Consider the following 20481-nt stretch of genomic DNA (forward strand, 5'->3'; position numbering starts at 1 on the left):
ATCTGTTCCTAAGCCAGTAGATGACGAACCAACCACACCGTAATAAAACCGGACAGCATAAAACTCAAGGTGGCGACCAATGAACGCGGTGATAATCGGGCTAACCCACAAACACCGTGGCCACTGGTACAACCGGCACCATAGCGAGTCCCAATCCCGACCAGCAATCCGGCCAGGACCAGAACAGGTAAACTGCTATCAATCTGGATGATAGGTCGCGGGGTAAACAGGGAGTAAACCAAAGGAGAGGCCATCAATCCGGCAACAAACGCGACACGCCAAAAAACATCACCGATTTTCGGCGGCAGCAAACCACCCAAAATACCGCTGACACCTGCGATACGGCCATTCCATAACAAAAAAATAGCAACAGCCCCACCGAGAATAGCCCCACCAGCCAGTGCGCTGTAGGGCGTAAAGTTAGCCCAATCAATAGTCATCACTCACCTCTTGTTGTGGACAATAAAGCTGATACAACACCTCAAGCAGCGTCAATATCTTGCTATCAGCGATGGAATAAAATATGCGTTTCCCCTCTCGGCGGGTGTTTACCAACCCATCACTGCGCAAAATACCGAGCTGTTGCGAAAGTGTCGGTTGGTGAATGCCTAGTGCCGCTTCCAATTCACCAACGGCCTTCTCCCCCTGACTTAGTTGGCACAGTAATAACAACCGATCCTCATTCGCCAATATTCGCAGCACATCACAGGCTTGCCCTGCTGCATGCCTCATCAGAGTCATACTGATCATTTTATTGTTATTCATGTGTATCTCAGGTATTGAAATTTCATTATATATTTTTATATTATATTTTTTATATAATATTTCATTAAGAATAGACCAAACTACTGGCTTGCATCTGGTTATCTGCCGTTTTATTCTTCCGCGATATGAGTGCATTTAGAATCCCCATCGCGTTACAGCAAGCCGTTATGTGCTGTCTGCGCCACAAATTACTGCTGGCAAATCAGCATCTTGGCTCCGACTATCCGGAGCCAAAAATTAACTACCATCAGCGCGGCACCAGTGCGGGCAGCGCTTATCTGCAATCCTTCGAAATTCGCCTTAATCCGGTATTATTACTGGAAAATCAACAGCCTTTTATTGATGAAGTTGTGCCTCACGAATTGGCCCATTTGCTGGTTTATCGCCAATTTGGTCGCGTTCCTCCGCATGGTAAAGAGTGGCGCTGGATGATGGAACAGGTATTGCAAGTCCCAGCCAGCCGCACTCATCAGTTTGAAGTCACCTCTGTGCGCAGTAAGACTTTCAATTACCAATGCAAGTGCCAGCAACACGCCTTAACTATTCGTCGCCACAATAAAGTGCAACGTGGTGAGAGCGAATATCGCTGCCGTCAATGTGGCGAAAAACTGCAATTTACGGGGGTAAAAGCCGTTAGTAATTAACGTTACCTGTTATAAAACAGCACGTTAATTTGCCATCCATAACTATTATCTATAACCTGCCTGTTTTTCATCATCGGGCTGTTTTGAGATATGTTACGCAAACTTCTATTCCTGCTGGTTTTGTTCTCCCCACTGCTTGCGCTCCCCGGCTACAGCCAAAGTATCAATAACTTTTCTCAGGCAAAAGCGGTGGCTGCCAAAATCAATCAGGATGCGCCCGGTAGTTTCTACTGTGGTTGCCGCATTGATTGGCAAGGTAAAAAGGGTATCCCGGATCTGCAAAGTTGTGGCTATCAGCCGCGAAAAAATATCCAACGAGCTGCGCGAATCGAATGGGAGCATGTGGTTCCCGCCTGGCAATTTGGTCATCAGCGCCAATGCTGGCAGGAAGGTGGTCGCAAAAACTGCACAAAAGATCCTGTTTATCGTCAGATAGAGACTGACCTGCATAATCTGCAACCGGCTATCGGTGAAGTGAATGGTGATCGCAACAACTTTATGTATTCCCAATGGAATGGCGGCGACGGCCAATATGGTCAGTGTGCGATGAAAGTTGATTTCAAAAACAAGCTGGCAGAGCCTCCGGTACGCGCACGCGGGACGATTGCGCGTACCTATTTTTATATGCGCGACCAGTACCAGTTGCGGCTTTCCAGCCAGCAAAGCAAGCTGTTTGATGCCTGGAACCGCCTCTATCCGGTGACAGAATGGGAATGTCTACGTGATGAGCGCGTCGCAAAAGCACAAGGGAATCATAACCCTTATGTACAACGCGCTTGCCAGCAGCAAAAAGGCTAATCTAGTATATTGGCTGAGACATCCCTGCCTCTGGTATCCTTAGGCACTTATTTATTTCGTGTGGTGCCATTTGCCACACGGTATGTTTTCGTTTCAGGACGTCGATCAACTCATGCGTATACCCCGCATTTACCATCCGCAGCCTTTGCAGGCAAATACTGAACTGGCACTCAGCGATGAAGCGGCCAATCATGTGGGCCGAGTGCTGCGCATGATGGAAGGTCAAAATCTGCAACTCTTTGATGGCAGCAATCAGGTTTTCACCGCCGAAATTATCCGCGCCGATAAAAAGAACCTGATTGTACGCATCGCTGAAGGGCTGTTGGAAGACCGCGAATCACCACTAAATCTGCATTTAGGCCAGGTAATTTCTCGTGGCGAGAAAATGGAATTTACCGTCCAGAAATCCATTGAACTGGGTGTCAATGTGATTACCCCGCTATTTTCCGAACGCTGCGGCGTTAAGCTGGATGGTGAACGTCTGGCGAAGAAGATTCAGCAATGGCAGAAGATTGCTATTGCGGCCTGTGAGCAATGCGGGCGCAATAAGATCCCGGAGATCCGCGAAGCAATGCAGCTATCTGAATGGTGTGCAGAGCAAGATGACAGCCTAAAACTGAACCTGCACCCGCGCGCTAATAACAGTATCAATACCCTCTCTGCGTCACTCAACAAAGTGCGTTTGTTGATTGGCCCGGAAGGGGGCCTTTCTGCCGATGAAATTGCCATGACCTCACGCCTTGGATTTACTGATATCCTGCTAGGGCCGCGAGTGCTGCGTACCGAAACTACCGCCCTTACCGCAATCACTGCTTTACAGGTGCGGTTTGGCGATCTGGGATAAAATTCGTTCCCGTTAGGAGAAAAGAATGATCAAGCTCGGCATCGTAATGGACCCAATCTCGTCCATTAATATCAAGAAAGACTCCAGCTTCGCTATGCTGTTGGAAGCGCAGCAGCGTGGCTGGGAACTGCATTATATGGAGATGGGTGACCTTTACCTGCGTGGTGGTGACGGCCGCGCTCGCACCCGCCTGCTGAATGTAAAACAGGACAAAGACGACTGGTTCAGTTTTGGCACAGAGCAAGACATCGCGCTGCATGATCTTGATGTCATTCTGATGCGTAAAGATCCGCCATTTGATACTGAGTTCATCTACGCCACCTATATTCTGGAACGTGCAGAAGATAAAGGCACGCTGGTGGTCAACAAGCCACAGAGCCTGCGCGACTGTAACGAAAAGCTGTTTACCGCGTGGTTCCCTGAACTAACACCCGACACACTGGTTAGCCGCAGTAAAGACCATATCCGCAAGTTCCATCAGGAACACGGCGATATTATTCTAAAACCGCTGGATGGTATGGGCGGCACCTCAATCTTCCGCGTGAAACGCGATGACCCTAACCTGTCGGTTATTATTGAAACACTGACAGAGCTGGGCAGCCGTTTCTGTATGGCGCAGAATTTTCTGCCGGCCATTAAAGAAGGCGATAAACGTGTTCTGGTGGTCGATGGTGAACCGGTTCCTTATTGTTTAGCGCGAATTCCGGCTCAAGGCGAAACCCGCGGCAATCTGGCAGCCGGTGGCCGTGGCGAAGCCCGCCCACTGAGTGAAAGTGACTGGAAAATTGCTCGCGCGGTTGCACCAGTACTGAAGAAAAAAGGCTTAATTTTTGTCGGATTGGATATCATCGGCGATCGTCTGACGGAAATTAACGTCACCAGCCCGACTTGCATTCGTGAAATTGAAGCCGCCTTCCCGGATATGTCGATTACCGGCATGCTGATGGATGCCATCGAAGTGCGGTTAGCAAACAAATAAACCAAAAAAATGACTTGAGCGCCGCTTACCGCGGCCTCATAAAAGTAAGGCCCAAGGATGGGCCGAATCATGAGCACAACTAGCAACCCTGTGGCTTCAAGGACGAAGAGAACCCCCCAAAGTCATTGACGTTGCAGGTAGGCAGCAAGAGAGCAAATCCCGATGAACTTACTCAAGTAAGTGATTCGGGTGCGCGAACACAGCTAACAACCCTGCGGCTTCAAGGACGAAGGGGAGCCGTGACTTTATCCGCATTTATCCGCATACTGGCAGTATTTCATTCATTAACTCAGCGAATCCTCTCTATAACATAATGAATTTACAGCATCATTTTCTTATTGCTATGCCTTCACTTCAGGATCCTCAATTTAAGCGCTCGGTTGTCTATATCTGCGAGCACAATGATGAGGGGGCGATGGGGTTGGTCATTAACAAACCCTTGGAGCAGTTCACGGTAGAAACCGTATTGAAGAAACTGAATATCACGCCAACGCCTCGTGACCCATCAATACGCCTGGATAAACCAGTATTAGCGGGCGGGCCACTGGCAGAAGACCGTGGTTTTATTCTGCATTCGCCACGAGAAGGGTTTGGCTCCAGTATTCCTATCTCTCCTGAAACCATGATAACCACCTCTAAAGATGTGTTAGAGACATTTGGTACATCAGAGCAGCCTAAAAATCTGTTGGTGGCACTCGGTTATGCGGGCTGGCAGCAAGGGCAATTGGAACAGGAATTGCTGGATAACGCCTGGCTAACCACTGAAGCAGACACCAATATCCTGTTTAACACGCCGATTGCTGAACGTTGGCAGGCCGCTGCCAATAAATTGGGTATTAATATCTTTAATATTGCTCCGCAGGCAGGACACGCATAATGTCTAACCGCACCATTATCGCCTTTGATTTTGGAACCAAAAGTATCGGCGTGGCTATCGGTCAGGAAGTGACCGGAACGGCTCGCGCCCTGACATCCTTTAAAGCGCAAGACGGCACACCGGATTGGCAGAAAGTCGAAAAACTGCTGAAAGAGTGGCAACCTGATTTAGTTGTGGTTGGTCTGCCACTGAATATGGATGGTACCGAGCAACCGCTAACAGCGCGTGCTCGCCGGTTTGCCAATCGTCTTCATGGCCGTTTTGGTGTACAGATAGCCTTACAGGATGAGCGCCTCAGTACCGTGGAGGCTCGCGCTAATTTATTCGATAGCGGCGGTTACCGTGCGCTGGATAAAGGCAGTGTTGATGCCGCCTCTGCGGTGATTATTCTGGAAAGTTGGTTTGACGAACAGGCAGGCTTGAACACACTAATTTAACCTTCATATCTGCTGTTTTCCATTTACTGTTTCCGCGGCCAACCACTACAATCTTTGCATAACATGACACCCATACCCACAGAATTGTATACTGAACCTATGCCAATCAGCGGCTCAAAATATTGCGCACCCCTTGCGGGTGTTTTTTACATTTATTGAGGTTTTCTCATGACAAAAGTAACTGTTGCTGCGACTCAAATGGCCTGTTCCTGGGATCTGCCTAAGAACATTGCAAATGCCGAGAAACTGGTGCGACAAGCCCACGCCAAAGGCGCGCAGATAATTCTGATTCAGGAGCTGTTTGCGGCACCTTATTTCTGCATTGATCAAAGCCCGGAACACTATGCGCTGGCCCAAGAGCTGGACAATAGCCCACTTATTCTACATTTTTCCAAGCTGGCAGCCGAGCTGGAAGTGGTATTGCCACTGAGTTTCTTTGAGAAAGCCAACAACGCCTATTATAACTCGCTGGTTATGATTGATGCTGACGGCCTAGTATTGGATGTATACCGCAAAACTCATATTCCTAATGGCCCGGCCTATCAAGAAAAGCAATTCTTTATTCCGGGCGATACCGGTTTTAAAGTCTGGCAGACCCGCTATGCCAAAGTGGGTGTCGGTATTTGTTGGGATCAGTGGTTCCCAGAAACTGCCCGTAGTCTGGCACTGCTTGGCGCTGAGGTAATCTTCTACCCGACGGCTATCGGCTCCGAACCCGCTTACCCCGACATTGACAGCCAACCGCACTGGACTCGTGTTCAGCAAGGCCATGCTGCCGCTAATCTGGTGCCTGTGATTGCCTCTAACCGTATTGGCACCGAGAAAAGTAAATATATCGATGGGTTAGAAATGACCTTCTACGGCTCTTCATTCATTGCTGATCAAACCGGTGCGCTACTGGCTCAGGCCAACAAAACCGACGAAGCTGTTTTGGTGCATCAATTTGATTTACAAGAAATTGCAGCCCAACGCGCTTCATGGGGCCTGTTCCGCGATCGCCGCCCAGAAATGTATCAGGTGTTAGCCACTTCTGACGGCAAGACCCGGAGATAATGATGGCGGCACAAGACACGATTTTACCAACCCAGGCATTAGCAGGCACACCACAGCAGGATGGCTTCTTTATGCCTGCTGAATGGGCAAAGCAAGATGCCGTCTGGATGCTGTGGCCATATCGTCAGGATAACTGGCGCGGTAAAGGTATCCCTGCTCAACAAACATTTGCCAAAGTTGCCGAAGCGATTAGCCGCACAACGCCAGTATTTATGGGCGTGCCCGCTGAATTTATGCCACAGGCCAAAGCAACCCTACCTGCCAGCGTCACGCTGGTCGAAATGGCCAGTGACGACGCCTGGATGCGTGACACTGGCCCGACAATGGTCATCAACGCTGCCGGTGAACGCCGCGCGGTTGATTGGCAATTTAACGCTTGGGGTGGCCTTAACGGTGGCCTGTATGCTGACTGGCAACAGGATGAGAAAGTGGCAGTCCAGGTCTGTGAGCATCTGCATTGCACCCATTACAGCGCACCATTGATACTGGAAGGGGGGTCTATCCATACCGATGGTGAAGGTACTCTACTGACCACCGCTGAATGTTTGCTCAATCCAAACCGCAATCCGCATCTCAATCAGGCACAGATTGAACAGTTGCTGCGTGAATACCTGGGTGTCAGCCATTTCATCTGGTTACAAGACGGCGTTTATAACGATGAGACCGATGGTCATATCGACAATATGTGCTGTTTCGTTCGCCCAGGAGAAGTTGCTCTGCATTGGACTGACGACCAGCAAGACCCACAGTACGCCCGATCTGTTGCTGCTTTTGAGGTGTTATCCAAAGCGGTTGATGCCCAAGGCCGTAAGCTGAAAATCTGGAAGTTACCCGCACCCGGCCCGCTGTATAACACCGAAGAAGAGACTTTCGACGTGTTATCCAGTGATGCTGTGCCACGTACTGCCGGTGAGCGTCTGGCGGGTTCTTACGTCAACTTCCTGATAAGCAATCAACAAATTATTTATCCGCTGTTGGATAGCCGCACTGACGGGCTGGCGCACGATCTGTTGCAGCAGATGTTCCCTGACTACGCGATTGTCGGTGTTCCTGCTCGAGAGATCTTGTTAGGTGGTGGCAATATTCACTGTATTACTCAGCAGATCCCAGCGGCTTAATTACGCCCATAGCATCGACTTGATATGGCCCGGATAACCCACCAGGCCATATCATTCGTCAAATTGAAACCGCAGCGGTGTTAGCCTTGCCTGGAATGACCGAATCAATGCGCTACGGCTAAAGTACCCTGCTCTCTCCGCTGCGCCATACTTTGTTCAAACGTCTGCATCCCCCACTGCTGACCTGCCTGTATCACTGTGGGTAATTGGTAGGTTTTACCTTCCCGAATCAAGTGGCTTACCGCCGTAGTCTGGGTGAGAACTTCAAACAGCGCCACACGGCCCCCACCCGCCTTATGACATAATTTTTGTGCAATTACAGCGCGTAAACTGGCCGCCAACTGCGCCCGAATCGTTGCTTTCTCTTCTGCCGGAAAAACATCGACTAATCGGTCTATTGCCTGCGTCGCGGTGCGGGTATGCAGTGTTGCCAATACCAGATGGCCAGTCTCCGCAGCCGTAAGCGCCAATCGAATGGTATCCAAATCCCGTAACTCACCAAGCAAAATGATATCGGGATCCTGCCGCAGTGCGCCACGTAGTGCACTGTTGAAACAGCGAGTATGGCAGCCTAGCTCTCGTTGCTGTATCAAACATGACTGATTGGAGTGAATAAATTCGATGGGATCTTCGAGGGTAATGATATGACGTGCCTGCTGCTGATTAATGGCACTGATCATGGCGCTCAGCGTAGTAGATTTACCGCTACCGGTTGCACCCGTCACCAGAATTAGCCCATTCACTTGTAGAATAAGCTGATTAATAATTGGCGGCACATCCAATGCCACCAGCGACGGACTGGTTGTGGGGATCAGTCGAAGAGCGGCAGATTGCCCCAGCCTTTGATGAAAAAGATTAGCCCGTAATCGTTGCCCATCGGGGGTGCTATAAGCGCAATCAACCTGCCCCTGTTGTTGTAATCGATATTGCTGTACCTCACTTAATAGATACTGACTTAGCCCGTTTAGCCAATGTTTACTGACTCGCGGCCAATGAGTAAATGTTTGTAACTCACCGTCAATACGCAATACTGGGTGATAACCGGTACAAAGGTGCAGATCCGAGGCATTATGATTTACACTAGCCACCACCTTATTAATAAAGTCCTGTTCATTAAAACCCTCACCGGTAAGATCAGGTTTTTCTAAATCAATGCTTTTGGCGGCTATGCGGCTAAAGGCCGGGTTATCCGGGTCTGTGTTTCTGTCATCCAGACTGGTGAAATCCATATCAAACTCCTGGGTCCATATGAGCACAATTGAGCAGAATCTACAGGATGTCAGAGCAAAAATCGCAACGGCTGCACGCAATTGCGCACGCTCTCCAGAAGAAGTTATCTTACTTGCTGTCAGTAAAACAAAACCTGTGACAGCCATCGAAGAAGCTATCGCTGCCGGGCAATACGCCTTTGGTGAAAACTACGTGCAGGAAGGCGTGGATAAAATCCACTATTTTGCCAATAACGCTAATCTTGAATGGCACTTTATCGGCCCGCTACAATCCAATAAAAGCCGATTAGTGGCAGAAAACTTTGCCTGGTGCCATACCGTTGATCGGTTGAAGATAGCGCAGCGCCTGAGCGCACAACGTCCGGCGGCAATGCCACCATTGAATGTGTTAATACAGGTCAATATCAGCGATGAGGAAAGTAAATCGGGTATTGCCTTAGCCGGGTTACCTGCATTAGCCGATAGCCTTAGCGAGTTGCCTAATCTGAATTTACGTGGGCTGATGGCAATCCCCGCAGTAGAAAGTGATTATCAGCGGCAACTGGCAGTATTTGAGCAAATGCATCAGGCGTTCTTGACTTTAAAAGCCCGCTACCCTCAGATGGATACGCTTTCTATGGGTATGACTGATGATATGGCTGCGGCGATTAGCGCCGGTAGCACGTTAGTGCGCATTGGTACGGCCATTTTTGGTTCCCGCGCTTAAACATACTAGTGCGAAGGGCACAGGAGAATTTGATGCAACATCGCAACATAACATTCATCGGCGCGGGCAATATGGCGCGCGCTATTATTGCCGGCTTAGTGGCTGGTGGTTATCCGGCCAACAAAATCAGTGTATGTGCTCCTTCGGCGAAGCATCGTGATGCACTGGCTGCTGAGTTCGGCGTTATCAGTAGTAATGATAATATTGCCCAAGCACAAAAGGCCCAAGTGGTGGTATTAGCAGTAAAACCGCAGTTAATGGCGGATGTCTGCCAGCCTTTAAAGGAATATATCGATTTTAACGGCAAGCTGGTGCTTTCCATTGCCGCCGGTGTGCAGGTTGCCCGTTTCGATGAGTTACTGGGCGATAAACTGAATCTGGTACGCATTATGCCTAACACGCCGTCATTAGTGGGCAAAGGCATGAGCGGCTTGTATGCACCGCAGCAGGTTTCGCAAAGTGATCGTGATTTTACTGCTGAGCTAATGAGTTCGGTGGGTAAAGTTTGCTGGGTAAATGATGAAAACGGTATCAATAGTATTATTGCCGCCGCAGGTAGCGCTCCGGCCTATTTCTTCCTGTTTATGGAAGCGATGCAACAAGAAGCCGAGCGATTAGGTTTTGACAGTGAAACAGCCCGTTTACTGGTGCAACAAGCAGCGTCAGGGGCAACTGCGCTGGTGGAGGCTAACCCACAATTGCCACTGTCGACATTGCGTGAACAAGTCACCTCTAAAGGTGGCACCACCGCCGAAGCCATTCGTATCTTTAATGAACAGCATTTGCCGGAAACCGTTGCTAATGCCATGCAAGCTGCCATTAAGCGAGCTAAAGAGATGGAAAAACTGTTCTAGCCGCGCGAAATTTACAAAATCCGACACTGGCCCCGAGGCTTTCTCGTTAAGATAGGGGCAGTTAAAATAGACGAATACACTCTCATTTTATTAAGGACAAAAGCGACTCATGCTAACGCTGACTTTTCTGGCCAAAACGGTCATTGACCTGTACGTGATGGTACTGCTGTTACGTATTTGGATGCAGTGGGTTCACAGTGATTTCTACAATCCGTTCTCACAGTTTGTCGTCAAAATAACCCAGCCGATTATTGGCCCACTGCGCCGTATAATCCCGTCAATGGGGCCGATCGACAGTGCATCGTTGCTGTTGGCGTTCTTGCTAATGACCATTAAGTATCCGCTATTGGTGCTTATCCAGAGCAGTTCGATGTCTCTCAGTTTGTATAACCTACTGTTCGGTGTTATTTCATTAGTAAAAGCCGCCGGTTATCTGATTTTCTGGGTAATGATTATCCGCGCATTGATGAGCTGGATAAGCCAGGGGCGCGGCCCGATGGATTATTTGTTGCTTCAGCTAACTGAGCCGCTAATGGCCCCGATCCGCCGCATCCTGCCGGCGATGGGAGGGATCGATTTCTCCGCGATGGTGGTTATCCTTATTTTGTATCTGATCAATTATTTAGGTATGGATCTGCTAGGCGAGCTTTGGTTCGTGCTGTGAGTGCAGTCACTCCCTTGCTGGACGGGCTGGTGCTCAGGCTATATATTCAGCCGAAAGCCAGCCGTGACCAGATAGTCGGTTTACATGGCGATGAACTTAAAGTCGCCATTACCGCCCCACCCGTTGATGGCCAGGCCAATGCCCATTTAATCAAATTTATCGCCAAACAATTCCGGGTCGCCAAAAGTCAGGTGATTCTCGAAAAAGGCGAGCTAGGGCGGCATAAACAGATCAAAATCATTAACCCGCAGCAAGTTCCGCCAGAAGTTGCGGCACTGATTGAGTAGCAGATATTTCGCTATAACTGTTTGCTCACATAAAATTCAGGACCCTCCATGCAAAAAATAGTATTAGCGACCGGCAATCCCGGCAAAGTGCGTGAGCTGGCAAACTTGCTGGCCGACTTTGGTTTGGATGTGGTGGCGCAAACCGAACTGAGTGTAGAATCCGCCGAAGAGACGGGTTTAACCTTTATCGAAAACGCCATCTTAAAAGCACGTCATGCAGCACAAATCACCGGTTTGCCAGCGATGGCTGACGACTCAGGTTTGGCGGTTGATGCATTAGGCGGTGCTCCGGGTATCTATTCCGCGCGCTATGCGGGTACAGATGCCAGCGACCAGGAAAATCTGGAGAAGCTACTGGTAGCACTGAAAGATGTCCCTGAGGCACAGCGGGCCGCCCAATTCCATTGCGTGTTGGTCTATATGCGCCATGCCCAAGACCCAACGCCATTGGTATTCCACGGCCAATGGCCGGGAGTGATTGCTCACCAACCCGCAGGTGCGGCCGGATTTGGTTATGACCCTATTTTTTATGTGCCAGAACTGGGTAAAACTGCCGCAGAACTGACTCGTGAAGAGAAGCACGCAGTATCTCACCGTGGTCAGGCGCTGAAATTGATGTTGGATACGCTGCGCAATGCTTAAATTACCCCCGCTGAGTCTCTACATTCATATTCCGTGGTGTGTACAGAAATGCCCTTACTGTGACTTCAACTCTCATGCGCTGAAAGGCGATGTTCCTCATCAGGAATATGTAGAGCATTTATTGGCGGATTTGGATGCTGATGTTCCTTTGGTTAATGGCCGTGAAATCAGCACAATTTTTATCGGTGGCGGTACACCCAGCCTGCTCAGCGCCGAGGCGATGCAGCAGTTGCTTGACGGCGTGCGCGCAAGGTTACCGGTCGCTACTGATGCAGAAATCACGATGGAGGCCAATCCCGGCGCGGTTGAAGCTGATCGTTTCAGCGGCTACCAGCGTGCCGGGATTAATCGCATCTCCATCGGCGTGCAAAGCTTTAGCGCGCAGAAACTAACGCGTCTGGGGCGGATACACGGGCCGGATGAGGCAATACGGGCCGCAGAGCTGGCAACTTCACTGAATCTACGCAGTTTCAATCTGGATTTGATGCACGGGTTGCCGGACCAAACGCTGGAAGAGGCGCTGGATGATTTGCGTCAGGCAATTGCGCTCAATCCTCCGCATTTATCCTGGTATCAACTGACTATTGAGCCGAACACCGGTTTCAGTTCACGCCCGCCGGTGCTGCCGGATGATGATGCGTTATGGGATATCTTCCAGCAGGGCCACCAACTCCTCAGCGCTGCCGGTTATCAGCAATACGAAACCTCCGCTTATGCCAAGCCGGGTTATCAATGCCAGCACAACCTGAACTACTGGCGCTTTGGTGATTATCTGGGAATCGGTTGCGGCGCTCACGGTAAAATCACCTTCAGCGATGGGCGTATTTTACGAACCATTAAAACCAAACATCCACGCGGTTTTATGCAGGGTAAATATCTGGATAAGCAATACGAAGTGGCGGCAGTCGACCGGCCTTTTGAGTTCTTTATGAACCGTTTCCGCTTATTAGAGGCCGCACCGCGAGCCGATTTCACTCACTTTACCGGGTTAGCTGAAAGCACTATCCGCCCGCAGTTGGATGAGGCATTAGCCAAAGAGTATTTAATCGAAACAGCGGAATATTGGCAGATTACCGAGAAAGGAAAATTATTTCTTAACTCGCTGTTAGAACTGTTTTTATAGCATTAATTTTTAAACAGCAGGTTTAGATAACGCCTCAAATCTAAACCTGCTTAATTGACTATTTGAGAGCCTGCAATAAATCCTTACGCTGCTGTTCCAACGATGTCACCCGGCCACACACTTCATGACCAAATTGCTGGAACTCCTGCTCCTGATTGTTCCATTCGTTCTGAATAGCCTGCTGTAACCCGCCCAGATTGCCCATAATGGCCTGTAACGGGTTATTACCCGCACTGCCGCTGGTTGCCTGTTTGACACCCATCTCATTCAGGCTATCTTGCAACACACCACCCATGCTTTGCTGCACCAACTGGCGGCCATCTTTTTCGACCTGATCAATAGCTTGATGATGGAAGGCTAAACCATCACTGCGCTTCTCAATAATGCGGCTCATTTGTTGCCTAAGTTGATCATTAAGGGTTGTCAGGCGGTTACGTACATTGCTGTTGCTGCCTAACTCTTTAACAATCACTTTATCTAAAGAAACGCGTGCTTTTTCCAGATGTTGCTGCGCACCCATCTCTATCCAGGGTAAATCTTTACGCAGCGCCGTCTGATAGCGGAACGCCTGTTGGCGCTGGGTATCAGTCAGCGTTAATGTTTTACCATTACGGATAATGTCGCCATCAGGTGAAATCTGCAAATTACCACTGGCTCCCACCACCTGCACCGACTGCGGGCTGATAATCACATCATCCTGCGGCTTTACGCTGCACTGATATTCAGCCTGTGCCTGCCCTGCGGTCAGCATCAATACCGCCAGACCCGCCGTTCGTAACGCTTTCATTTTATGTAACATAAGACTCCCAACAGACCTTTTTAAAAAATGGAACGACCAATGCGTTGTGCCAATAGTTCTAAGGCAGCGGTTCCTGCAAGAGAGTTCCCTGCGCCATCTAATTCAGGTGACCAAACAGCAATACACAACTCATCCGGCACAATGGCAATGATCCCCCCACCGACACCGGACTTACCGGGCATACCGACGCGGAAGGCAAACTCACCCGCGCCATCGTACATACCGCTGGTAATCATTAGTGCGTTAATTTGCCGCGCCTGCATTGGCGTAATTAAAGCATCATGTCCCGCGATATCGCGCCCCTGATTTGCCAGATAGACAAAACAGCGAGCCAATTCGATACAGCTCATGCGCAAAGCGCAATAATGGAAATAGGTTTGAAGTACCGTCAGCACATCGTTGTCGAAATTACCAAAAGACTTCATCAAGTAGGCAATCGCCGCATTGCGGTCTGAATGCTCAAATTCCGAACGGGCCACACGGGTATCATAGCTAATGCTGTCATCGCTCACTAATTGGCGCACCACCTCCAGCATTCGCTGTTTTGGCGCACTCAGGCGGCTTTGCAACATATCACACACCACCAGCGCTCCCGGATTGATAAATGGATTGCGCGGTTTGCCTTTTTCCAGCTCCAACTGAACCAATGAATTAAAGGGCTGACCGGAAGGCTCTTTGCCGACACGCTGCCACACATCCTGCTCGCCGTAACGGGATAGGGCCAGTGTCAAACTTAATACTTTCGAAATGGATTGGATAGAGAAACGCTCTTCGGCATCCCCAGCCTGGAATATCGTGCCATCCAGAGTGCAGACGGCAATGCCTAACTTATTAGCCGAGACTTCGGCCAGAGCCGGAATGTAATCAGCGACTTTACCCCACCCAATTAACGGGCGAACCTGCTGCAAGATATCACTCAGCAAGGCATTATCTAAGGCTGTTGCCACAACAAAACTCCCAACAAAAAACCAGTAACGGTTTACGCTAAAAGCGCCAGATAAAAACAAAGGCGCCTGCATAGGCGCCCTTATCGATTATCTACCGTTAAAACAGAAGATCAATCCCACCAGATATCAAACAGTTCGCTGGTTTCTACATTTTTTAACTTGCGGGCTTCCAACCATTTGGTCACCAGAGCACGGTGATCATCGGTGCAATGGCCGATCTCTTGCAGACAAATCAGACCTTCCCATTGCAGATAGCCGCTACCATCAAATGCCAGGCCGTTAGCTTCAATGACTTCATCGATAAATTCATCGACAGTTTTATCGATTACGTCAACGCCAGTTCCCTCAGGGAAGGCCCACTGTACGGAAAAACCTAATTCCTGAAACTCGTCAATATGCATCTTTTTGCGTAAACGACGACTGCGATTGTTAGCCATTATTCTTTCCTCTCAAACATCAGATCCCAAACGCCATGTCCCAGACGCTGGCCACGTAATTCAAATTTTGTCAGCGGACGCGAGTCCGGACGGGGAACATAATCATGTTGCGCTGAAAGATTGCAATAACCCTCTACCGCCGACATCACTTCCAGCATATGTTCCGCATAATGTTGCCAGTCGGTCGCCATGTGGAACACGCCACCCACTTTTAATTTACTTTTTACCAATTCAACAAAAGGAGTCTGGACGATACGACGCTTATTATGGCGCGCTTTGTGCCACGGATCAGGGAAAAATAGCTGCACCATATCCAGTGACGCATCTGGAATCATATTTTCCAGCACTTCAACCGCATCATGGCACATAATCCGCAGGTTACTCAGCCCAGCATCGTGTGCTGAACTCAAACAGGCTCCGACGCCCGGTGAGTGTACCTCAATACCCAAAAAGTTTTGCTGGGGATTACTGGCGGCCATCGTCACCAAGGACGTGCCCATACCAAAACCGATTTCCAGTACTACTGGGGCCTCACGGCCAAACAAGGAACTCAGATCAACCGGTGCTGCCTGATACTCCACGCCCATCACCGGCCAGTAGTTATCCAGCGCCAGTTGTTGGCCCTTGGTCAGACGCCCCTGACGGCGAACAAAACTACGAATACGGCGCAGTGCGCGGCCGTTTTCATCAAATTCCGGAGATATGACGTCATTTATCATGGTGCTTTCTGTCTGTTGGTTGCGCATGTGAACGCGCATTATGCAAAGATACGCCAGTTTATCAACTATGAACGCCATAAGCACAAAATTAAGCGGTAAATAACCTATTAATGCCCAAACTAGTCAATTACAAGCAACCAACACCGCTGTAGCGCCAGAGACGAAGGGGATACAGAAAGTTCCGGTTTACAGCACGTAAACTCTATGCTGCAATCCAGCCCTAATTTATTTATCTGCCGGATATCGATACCTGCTTATGATGCAAGCGCAACAATTCGCGCACATGGTACTTGAGTGGTACCAACGCTTTGGCCGCAAAACCTTGCCCTGGCAATTGGATAAAACACCTTATCAAGTATGGCTGTCAGAAGTGATGTTGCAACAAACTCAGGTTGCGACCGTCATTCCCTATTTCCAGCGTTTTATGCTGCGGTTCCCTGATATCCGTGCACTGGCGGCCGCTCCGCTGGATGAAGTTTTACATTTATGGACAGGATTGGGCTACTACGCTCGCGCCCGAAATTTGCATAAAGCGGCTCAAACGGTTGTTGAATGCCATCAAGGTGAATTTCCCACCACTTTTGACGAAATACTCGCGCTGCCAGGTATTGGGCGCTCAACCGCTGGTGCCATTTTGTCGCTCTCTTTAGGGCAACATTTCCCGATTTTAGACGGTAATGTTAAGCGTGTGCTGGCTCGTTGTTATGCCGTTGAGGGCTGGCCGGGTAAAAAGGAAGTCGAAAGCCGTTTGTGGCAAATAAGTGAGGATGTTACCCCAGCCAAGGGTGTGGGTCAGTTTAATCAGGCAATGATGGATTTAGGCGCAATTGTTTGCACCCGTTCTAAACCCAAGTGTGAGCTTTGCCCGCTAAATACTGGCTGCATGGCATATGCTAACCACAGTTGGGCGCGTTATCCGGGCAAGAAACCTAAACAAACCTTACCAGAGAAGACCGCCTATTTTCTGTTAATGCAGAATGGCTCGCAAGTCTGGCTCGAACAGCGCCCCCCGTAGGTTTATGGGGCGGCTTATTTTGTTTCCCACAATTTGCCGAAGCCGAAGATCTTAACCGCTGGCTACAGCAACAAGGGATCAAATCCAGCGGATTGCAGCAGTTGACTGCGTTTCGTCATACCTTCAGTCATTTCCATCTGGATATTGTCCCGATGTGGCTGAATGAGGCATCCCCCGCTGGATGCATGGATGATAGTGCGGGTCTCTGGTATAACTTAGCACAGCCACCGTCAGTAGGGCTGGCCGCCCCAGTTGAGCGCTTATTACACCAGTTGGCTAAGCAATAACCAGCCTATCCAAACAGCTTTATTTGGCAATTGCGCCACAGAAGAGGATTTATCATGAGTAGAACGATTTTTTGCACGTTTTTAAAGAAAGAGGCTGAAGGGCAAGATTTTCAGCTCTATCCCGGCGAAATTGGCAAACGGATCTATAACGAAATCTCAAAAGAAGCCTGGTCACAATGGATAACTAAACAAACCATGCTGATTAACGAGAAGAAGCTCAGCATGATGAACGTAGAAGACCGTAAACTGCTGGAACAAGAGATGGTTAACTTCCTGTTCGAAGGGCAGGACGTACATATTGAAGGTTATACTCCACCGAGTCAGTAACCACACGGGGCTGGCGTTGGCCCCGCTGTTATTTATTCCCTCATGGGAATGTTCCTCATCAAGATATGGCTTGTAAGATGAAGAAAATTTTAGCTTTGCTGATAATTGCACCCTTGTTAGTGTCTTGCTCAGGCAATAAAAATCAGGCAGAAAAAGAAGCCTATGTCAAAGACACCAATGGATTTGAGATTCTAATGGGCCAATTTGCCCATAACATTGAAAACATTTGGGGATTAAAAGAAGTCCTCATTGCGGGTCCGAAAGATTATGTTAAGTATACGGATCAATATCAAACCCGCAGCCATATCAACTTTGATGCCGGTACGATTACGGTTGAAACCATTGCCACGACCGATCCGGCGGCTCACTTGCGTCAAGCTATTATCACTACGCTGTTAATGGGCGATGATCCCGGTTCGATCGACCTCTATTCTGACGTAAACGATATTCAGATCAGTAAAGAACCGTTCCTTTATGGACAGGTGCTCGATAACAACGGCCAGCCGATCCGTTGGGAATGGCGAGCCGCACATTTCGCTGATTATTTACTGCAAAATAAAATGCAAAAACGCACCTCTGGCCTGCATGTCATCTGGTCTGTCACCTTGCAATTGGTGCCTAACCATCTGGATAAACGTGCCCATAAATATCTGCCTCTGGTGAGAAAGTCTGCTGAACGGTATGGCGTTGAGGAATCCTTGATTCTGGCCATTATGCAAACAGAATCAAGCTTCAACCCCTATGCGGTCAGTGGATCTGATGCTCTGGGCCTGATGCAAGTGGTACAGCATACTGCTGGGCGGGATGTGTTCAAAATGAAAGGCAAAAGTGGCCAGCCTAGCCGCAGCTATCTTTTTGATCCTGAAAATAATATCGATGCGGGGACCGCCTATTTGTCTATCCTGCAAAATACCTATTTGGGGGGGATTCAAAATACCACCTCGCGGCGCTATGCCGTCATTACTTCCTACAATGGCGGTGCGGGCAGCGTACTGCGAGTATTCTCCAGCGATAAGAATCAAGCAGTGAAGATAATCAACAATATGGCACCTGGCGATGTGTTCCAAACACTGACCACCAAACACCCATCCGGTGAGTCTCGCCGTTATCTGGTTAAGGTGAACAGTGCACAGAAGAGCTACCGTCGTTACTAGCTAGTGTTAGTACAGGCATTAATTGAAATGGCACAGCCCCAAGCTGTGCCATTTTTGAAATGATGGCAACCTTCTCCACTATGGTTGTCACCTACATTACTTTTGGCTCGGAAAAACACGCAGAGCGACAGTTTTTATATATTTTTGAATGAAAAGAGAGCAAGTGGTCAGCTTTATATAAGAAACTCATTGACGATTTGGTGCCAATACGGTTTAATGCGCCCCGTTGCCCGGATAGCTCAGTCGGTAGAGCAGGGGATTGAAAATCCCCGTGTCCTTGGTTCGATTCCGAGTCCGGGCACCATATTTAAGCTTGTTTGTTATTATGACTAAACATCAGTCTTAACAAGCAGGTGATTGGGTAGGAATACGATGCGCTCGTAATTTCGCCACCTGAATTGTAAAAGTAGTTAGCAATCAATTAGCTCACTTGTTAAATTAAGTGGGCTTTGTTACGTGTTATGGTTACATAGAGTTTCCTCTCGTGTCAAACCAGCAAGGCTAATTGAGCCCTTGCCTCAAGCTGTTACATCAACTCTTTTTCCAAAATATCCCGCAAGCTATCAACGTTTTCATCGATATACTCAAGAGTCGATTGGATGCTGACATGCCCCAATAGCTTTTTGACAGCCTGAAGGTTCCTATCCGGGGATTTCATCATATGCGTGGCAATAGTGTGTCTGAAACGGTGTGGGCTCACAGTAAAACGGCATTCTTTGGACAGACGTCGGAAAAATGCCCGTAATGGATATTGATCCATTTCTAACGGATATTTATCGCGACGACGTAAATCAAATCGCCCAACATTAAATAATTGATCTTGTGGTTCTGCACCGGCATCTAGCGCTCTGTTAACCAGTAGTTTCAACTGTGGGAACAGCGCGGATACTATTGGTACACGGTGCTCTTTGTGATTCTTAGAACCCGCGATCCTCAGCTCAATACTCCGCTCATCTAAATTGATGTCACACAATCTTAGGTGCAGCAGTTGGTTTTGCCGCACACCGGTATAACGTAAAACATCTAATACAGTAAGCCAAAACCATGAAGGATAAAACGCGTGGTTACGAATATTAAAACAATGTGACGCGGGTAAATCCCGCTCTCTTCCACAGTATTGTCTCATCAATAGATAGAGGCTATTCATTTGACCTAACGTCAGAATTTTCTTTTTCTTAATTCCCGCTCTTACCACAGAACCATTAAATGGATTTTCCTCATGTTTTAATAGTTTTTTCTTCATACCAAAATTAAATAATGCGCGAAGATGAGCCACCTTATTATTCCAGGTTCTAGGCTCCAGTCTCAAATCGTTCAATACATACCGACGCCATTCTAATACAATTTGATCATTAATTTCATGCGGGAGTTTGGTTGTATATTGTTCAAATGAGTTTACGACTTTCTGATAACTCCATTCTGTCGTAGGTCGTAGAGATTTACTGAAAAAATATTTTTCCAAGAGCAATTCAAATGTTATATGGCTCATTTTTAACTTCCTTGTTCAACCAATATTAATGGGTTACCCATGACTATCATAACGTTAAATAACTCTATATAGATAGACATAGGGTAACCATTAATAAATTGAAAGTTACATACCCAATATATTCATATTAACAATATCATTCCCTTTGGCCTATTTATATTCTGCCTCTAACATTGCTGTTAATTGATGCTGTTTCTCAATGAGCGTAAATAAAAGAAGCTCTTGAACTTCTATATGGTCAATGTGATAGGCTGCGTAAGCCAAAGCCCTACAACTGTCAATTATGG

At 48.4% G+C, this 20481-nt stretch carries 24 protein-coding genes, 1 tRNA gene and 1 pseudogene; 18 read left to right on the forward strand and 8 right to left on the reverse strand.

Annotated elements, in window-relative coordinates; translation table 11 throughout:
* Positions 1 to 8: 8 nt before the first annotated feature.
* Together YALDO0001_RS11900 and YALDO0001_RS11905 are read right to left on the reverse strand one after the other, a co-directional pair.
* Positions 9 to 440, reverse strand: coding sequence for a YeeE/YedE family protein (locus tag YALDO0001_RS11900; protein ID WP_042839907.1), 432 nt, complete (start codon positions 438 to 440; stop codon positions 9 to 11).
* The gene (locus YALDO0001_RS11905; RefSeq protein WP_004703494.1) at positions 430 to 765 is read right to left on the reverse strand and encodes an ArsR/SmtB family transcription factor; all 336 of its coding nucleotides are present in this window, start codon (positions 763 to 765) and stop codon (positions 430 to 432) included. Before YALDO0001_RS11905 ends, YALDO0001_RS11900 begins: the two co-directional genes overlap by 11 nt.
* Positions 766 to 890: 125 nt before the next feature.
* Here YALDO0001_RS11905 and YALDO0001_RS11910 point away from each other — a divergent pair, with 125 nt between their 5' ends.
* The 8 genes from YALDO0001_RS11910 to aguA all read left to right on the forward strand — a co-directional run bounded on the left by YALDO0001_RS11910 (position 891) and on the right by aguA (position 7515).
* Positions 891 to 1409: a SprT family zinc-dependent metalloprotease gene (locus YALDO0001_RS11910; protein WP_004703497.1), complete on the forward strand. Its 519-nt coding sequence runs from the start codon at positions 891 to 893 to the stop codon at positions 1407 to 1409.
* Between the two features lie 90 nt (positions 1410 to 1499).
* Positions 1500 to 2207: a deoxyribonuclease I gene (endA, locus tag YALDO0001_RS11915; protein WP_004703500.1), complete on the forward strand. Its 708-nt coding sequence runs from the start codon at positions 1500 to 1502 to the stop codon at positions 2205 to 2207.
* 112 nt (positions 2208 to 2319) lie between these two features.
* Positions 2320 to 3051, forward strand: a complete 732-nt coding sequence (gene rsmE, locus YALDO0001_RS11920; protein WP_042839909.1) for a 16S rRNA (uracil(1498)-N(3))-methyltransferase — start codon at positions 2320 to 2322, stop codon at positions 3049 to 3051.
* A gap of 25 nt (positions 3052 to 3076) precedes the next feature.
* Positions 3077 to 4030: a glutathione synthase gene (gene gshB, locus YALDO0001_RS11925; RefSeq protein WP_004703503.1), complete on the forward strand. Its 954-nt coding sequence runs from the start codon at positions 3077 to 3079 to the stop codon at positions 4028 to 4030.
* A gap of 313 nt (positions 4031 to 4343) precedes the next feature.
* Positions 4344 to 4907 carry a YqgE/AlgH family protein gene (locus YALDO0001_RS11930; RefSeq protein WP_004703504.1) on the forward strand — a complete coding sequence of 188 codons (564 nt, stop codon included), beginning with the start codon at positions 4344 to 4346 and terminating at the stop codon, positions 4905 to 4907.
* Positions 4907 to 5344 (forward strand): Holliday junction resolvase RuvX, encoded by a 438-nt coding sequence (gene ruvX / locus YALDO0001_RS11935; protein WP_042546841.1) that lies wholly within the window; start codon positions 4907 to 4909, stop codon positions 5342 to 5344. The genes YALDO0001_RS11930 and ruvX overlap by 1 nt, the downstream gene beginning before the upstream one ends.
* A 168-nt stretch (positions 5345 to 5512) precedes the next feature.
* Positions 5513 to 6397 carry an N-carbamoylputrescine amidase gene (gene aguB, locus YALDO0001_RS11940; protein ID WP_042839911.1) on the forward strand — a complete coding sequence of 295 codons (885 nt, stop codon included), beginning with the start codon at positions 5513 to 5515 and terminating at the stop codon, positions 6395 to 6397.
* A gap of 2 nt (positions 6398 to 6399) precedes the next feature.
* Positions 6400 to 7515 (forward strand): agmatine deiminase, encoded by a 1116-nt coding sequence (gene aguA, locus YALDO0001_RS11945; protein ID WP_042839912.1) that lies wholly within the window; start codon positions 6400 to 6402, stop codon positions 7513 to 7515.
* Positions 7516 to 7619: 104 nt separating this feature from the next.
* On the opposite strand, the gene YALDO0001_RS11950 is transcribed toward aguA, so the two are convergent.
* Entirely contained in the window at positions 7620 to 8744 is a 1125-nt protein-coding gene (locus YALDO0001_RS11950) for a type IV pilus twitching motility protein PilT (RefSeq protein ID WP_004703508.1), read from the reverse strand.
* Between the two features lie 19 nt (positions 8745 to 8763).
* On the opposite strand from YALDO0001_RS11950, the gene YALDO0001_RS11955 reads away from it, so the two are divergent.
* The 6 genes from YALDO0001_RS11955 to hemW all read left to right on the forward strand — a co-directional run bounded on the left by YALDO0001_RS11955 (position 8764) and on the right by hemW (position 13020).
* Positions 8764 to 9450, forward strand: a complete 687-nt coding sequence (locus tag YALDO0001_RS11955; RefSeq protein WP_004703509.1) for a YggS family pyridoxal phosphate-dependent enzyme — start codon at positions 8764 to 8766, stop codon at positions 9448 to 9450.
* A gap of 32 nt (positions 9451 to 9482) precedes the next feature.
* Complete coding sequence (gene proC / locus YALDO0001_RS11960) at positions 9483 to 10304, forward strand: pyrroline-5-carboxylate reductase (protein WP_004703511.1); 822 nt, start codon at positions 9483 to 9485, stop codon at positions 10302 to 10304.
* A gap of 109 nt (positions 10305 to 10413) precedes the next feature.
* Complete coding sequence (locus YALDO0001_RS11965) at positions 10414 to 10968, forward strand: YggT family protein (RefSeq protein ID WP_004703512.1); 555 nt, start codon at positions 10414 to 10416, stop codon at positions 10966 to 10968.
* The gene (gene yggU, locus YALDO0001_RS11970; RefSeq protein ID WP_042839914.1) at positions 10965 to 11255 is read left to right on the forward strand and encodes a DUF167 family protein YggU; all 291 of its coding nucleotides are present in this window, start codon (positions 10965 to 10967) and stop codon (positions 11253 to 11255) included. Before YALDO0001_RS11965 ends, yggU begins: the two co-directional genes overlap by 4 nt.
* A 48-nt stretch (positions 11256 to 11303) precedes the next feature.
* On the forward strand, positions 11304 to 11897 hold the full coding sequence (locus YALDO0001_RS11975) for an XTP/dITP diphosphatase (protein ID WP_004703517.1): 594 nt from the start codon (positions 11304 to 11306) through the stop codon (positions 11895 to 11897).
* Positions 11890 to 13020: a radical SAM family heme chaperone HemW gene (gene hemW, locus YALDO0001_RS11980; protein ID WP_042839915.1), complete on the forward strand. Its 1131-nt coding sequence runs from the start codon at positions 11890 to 11892 to the stop codon at positions 13018 to 13020. The genes YALDO0001_RS11975 and hemW overlap by 8 nt, the downstream gene beginning before the upstream one ends.
* A 58-nt stretch (positions 13021 to 13078) precedes the next feature.
* On the opposite strand, the gene YALDO0001_RS11985 is transcribed toward hemW, so the two are convergent.
* From YALDO0001_RS11985 to trmB, 4 genes are all read right to left on the reverse strand, one after another.
* Positions 13079 to 13819 carry a YggN family protein gene (locus YALDO0001_RS11985; protein WP_004703520.1) on the reverse strand — a complete coding sequence of 247 codons (741 nt, stop codon included), beginning with the start codon at positions 13817 to 13819 and terminating at the stop codon, positions 13079 to 13081.
* A 20-nt stretch (positions 13820 to 13839) separates the two neighbouring features.
* Positions 13840 to 14766, reverse strand: coding sequence for a glutaminase B (glsB, locus tag YALDO0001_RS11990; protein ID WP_042839918.1), 927 nt, complete (start codon positions 14764 to 14766; stop codon positions 13840 to 13842).
* A gap of 110 nt (positions 14767 to 14876) precedes the next feature.
* Positions 14877 to 15203: a YggL family protein gene (locus YALDO0001_RS11995; protein ID WP_042546850.1), complete on the reverse strand. Its 327-nt coding sequence runs from the start codon at positions 15201 to 15203 to the stop codon at positions 14877 to 14879.
* Positions 15203 to 15922 (reverse strand): tRNA (guanosine(46)-N7)-methyltransferase TrmB, encoded by a 720-nt coding sequence (gene trmB / locus YALDO0001_RS12000; RefSeq protein ID WP_042839919.1) that lies wholly within the window; start codon positions 15920 to 15922, stop codon positions 15203 to 15205. Before trmB ends, YALDO0001_RS11995 begins: the two co-directional genes overlap by 1 nt.
* A gap of 256 nt (positions 15923 to 16178) precedes the next feature.
* Here trmB and mutY point away from each other — a divergent pair.
* The 4 genes and pseudogenes from mutY (at position 16179) to YALDO0001_RS12020 (ending at position 19009) form a co-directional block, all read left to right on the forward strand.
* A pseudogene (mutY, locus tag YALDO0001_RS12005) lies at positions 16179 to 17224 on the forward strand (A/G-specific adenine glycosylase).
* 54 nt (positions 17225 to 17278) lie between these two features.
* On the forward strand, positions 17279 to 17551 hold the full coding sequence (locus YALDO0001_RS12010) for an oxidative damage protection protein (protein WP_004703528.1): 273 nt from the start codon (positions 17279 to 17281) through the stop codon (positions 17549 to 17551).
* A 77-nt stretch (positions 17552 to 17628) separates the two neighbouring features.
* Positions 17629 to 18705, forward strand: a complete 1077-nt coding sequence (mltC, locus tag YALDO0001_RS12015) for a membrane-bound lytic murein transglycosylase MltC (protein WP_004703530.1) — start codon at positions 17629 to 17631, stop codon at positions 18703 to 18705.
* 228 nt (positions 18706 to 18933) lie between these two features.
* Positions 18934 to 19009 (forward strand) — tRNA-Phe (locus tag YALDO0001_RS12020).
* A gap of 222 nt (positions 19010 to 19231) precedes the next feature.
* On the opposite strand, the gene YALDO0001_RS12025 is transcribed toward YALDO0001_RS12020, so the two are convergent.
* Positions 19232 to 20194, reverse strand: a complete 963-nt coding sequence (locus YALDO0001_RS12025; protein WP_004703532.1) for a tyrosine-type recombinase/integrase — start codon at positions 20192 to 20194, stop codon at positions 19232 to 19234.
* Positions 20195 to 20481 lie beyond the last annotated feature (287 nt).

The sequence above is a fragment of the Yersinia aldovae ATCC 35236 genome (genome assembly GCF_000173735.1).
GTDB lineage: Bacteria > Pseudomonadota > Gammaproteobacteria > Enterobacterales > Enterobacteriaceae > Yersinia > Yersinia aldovae.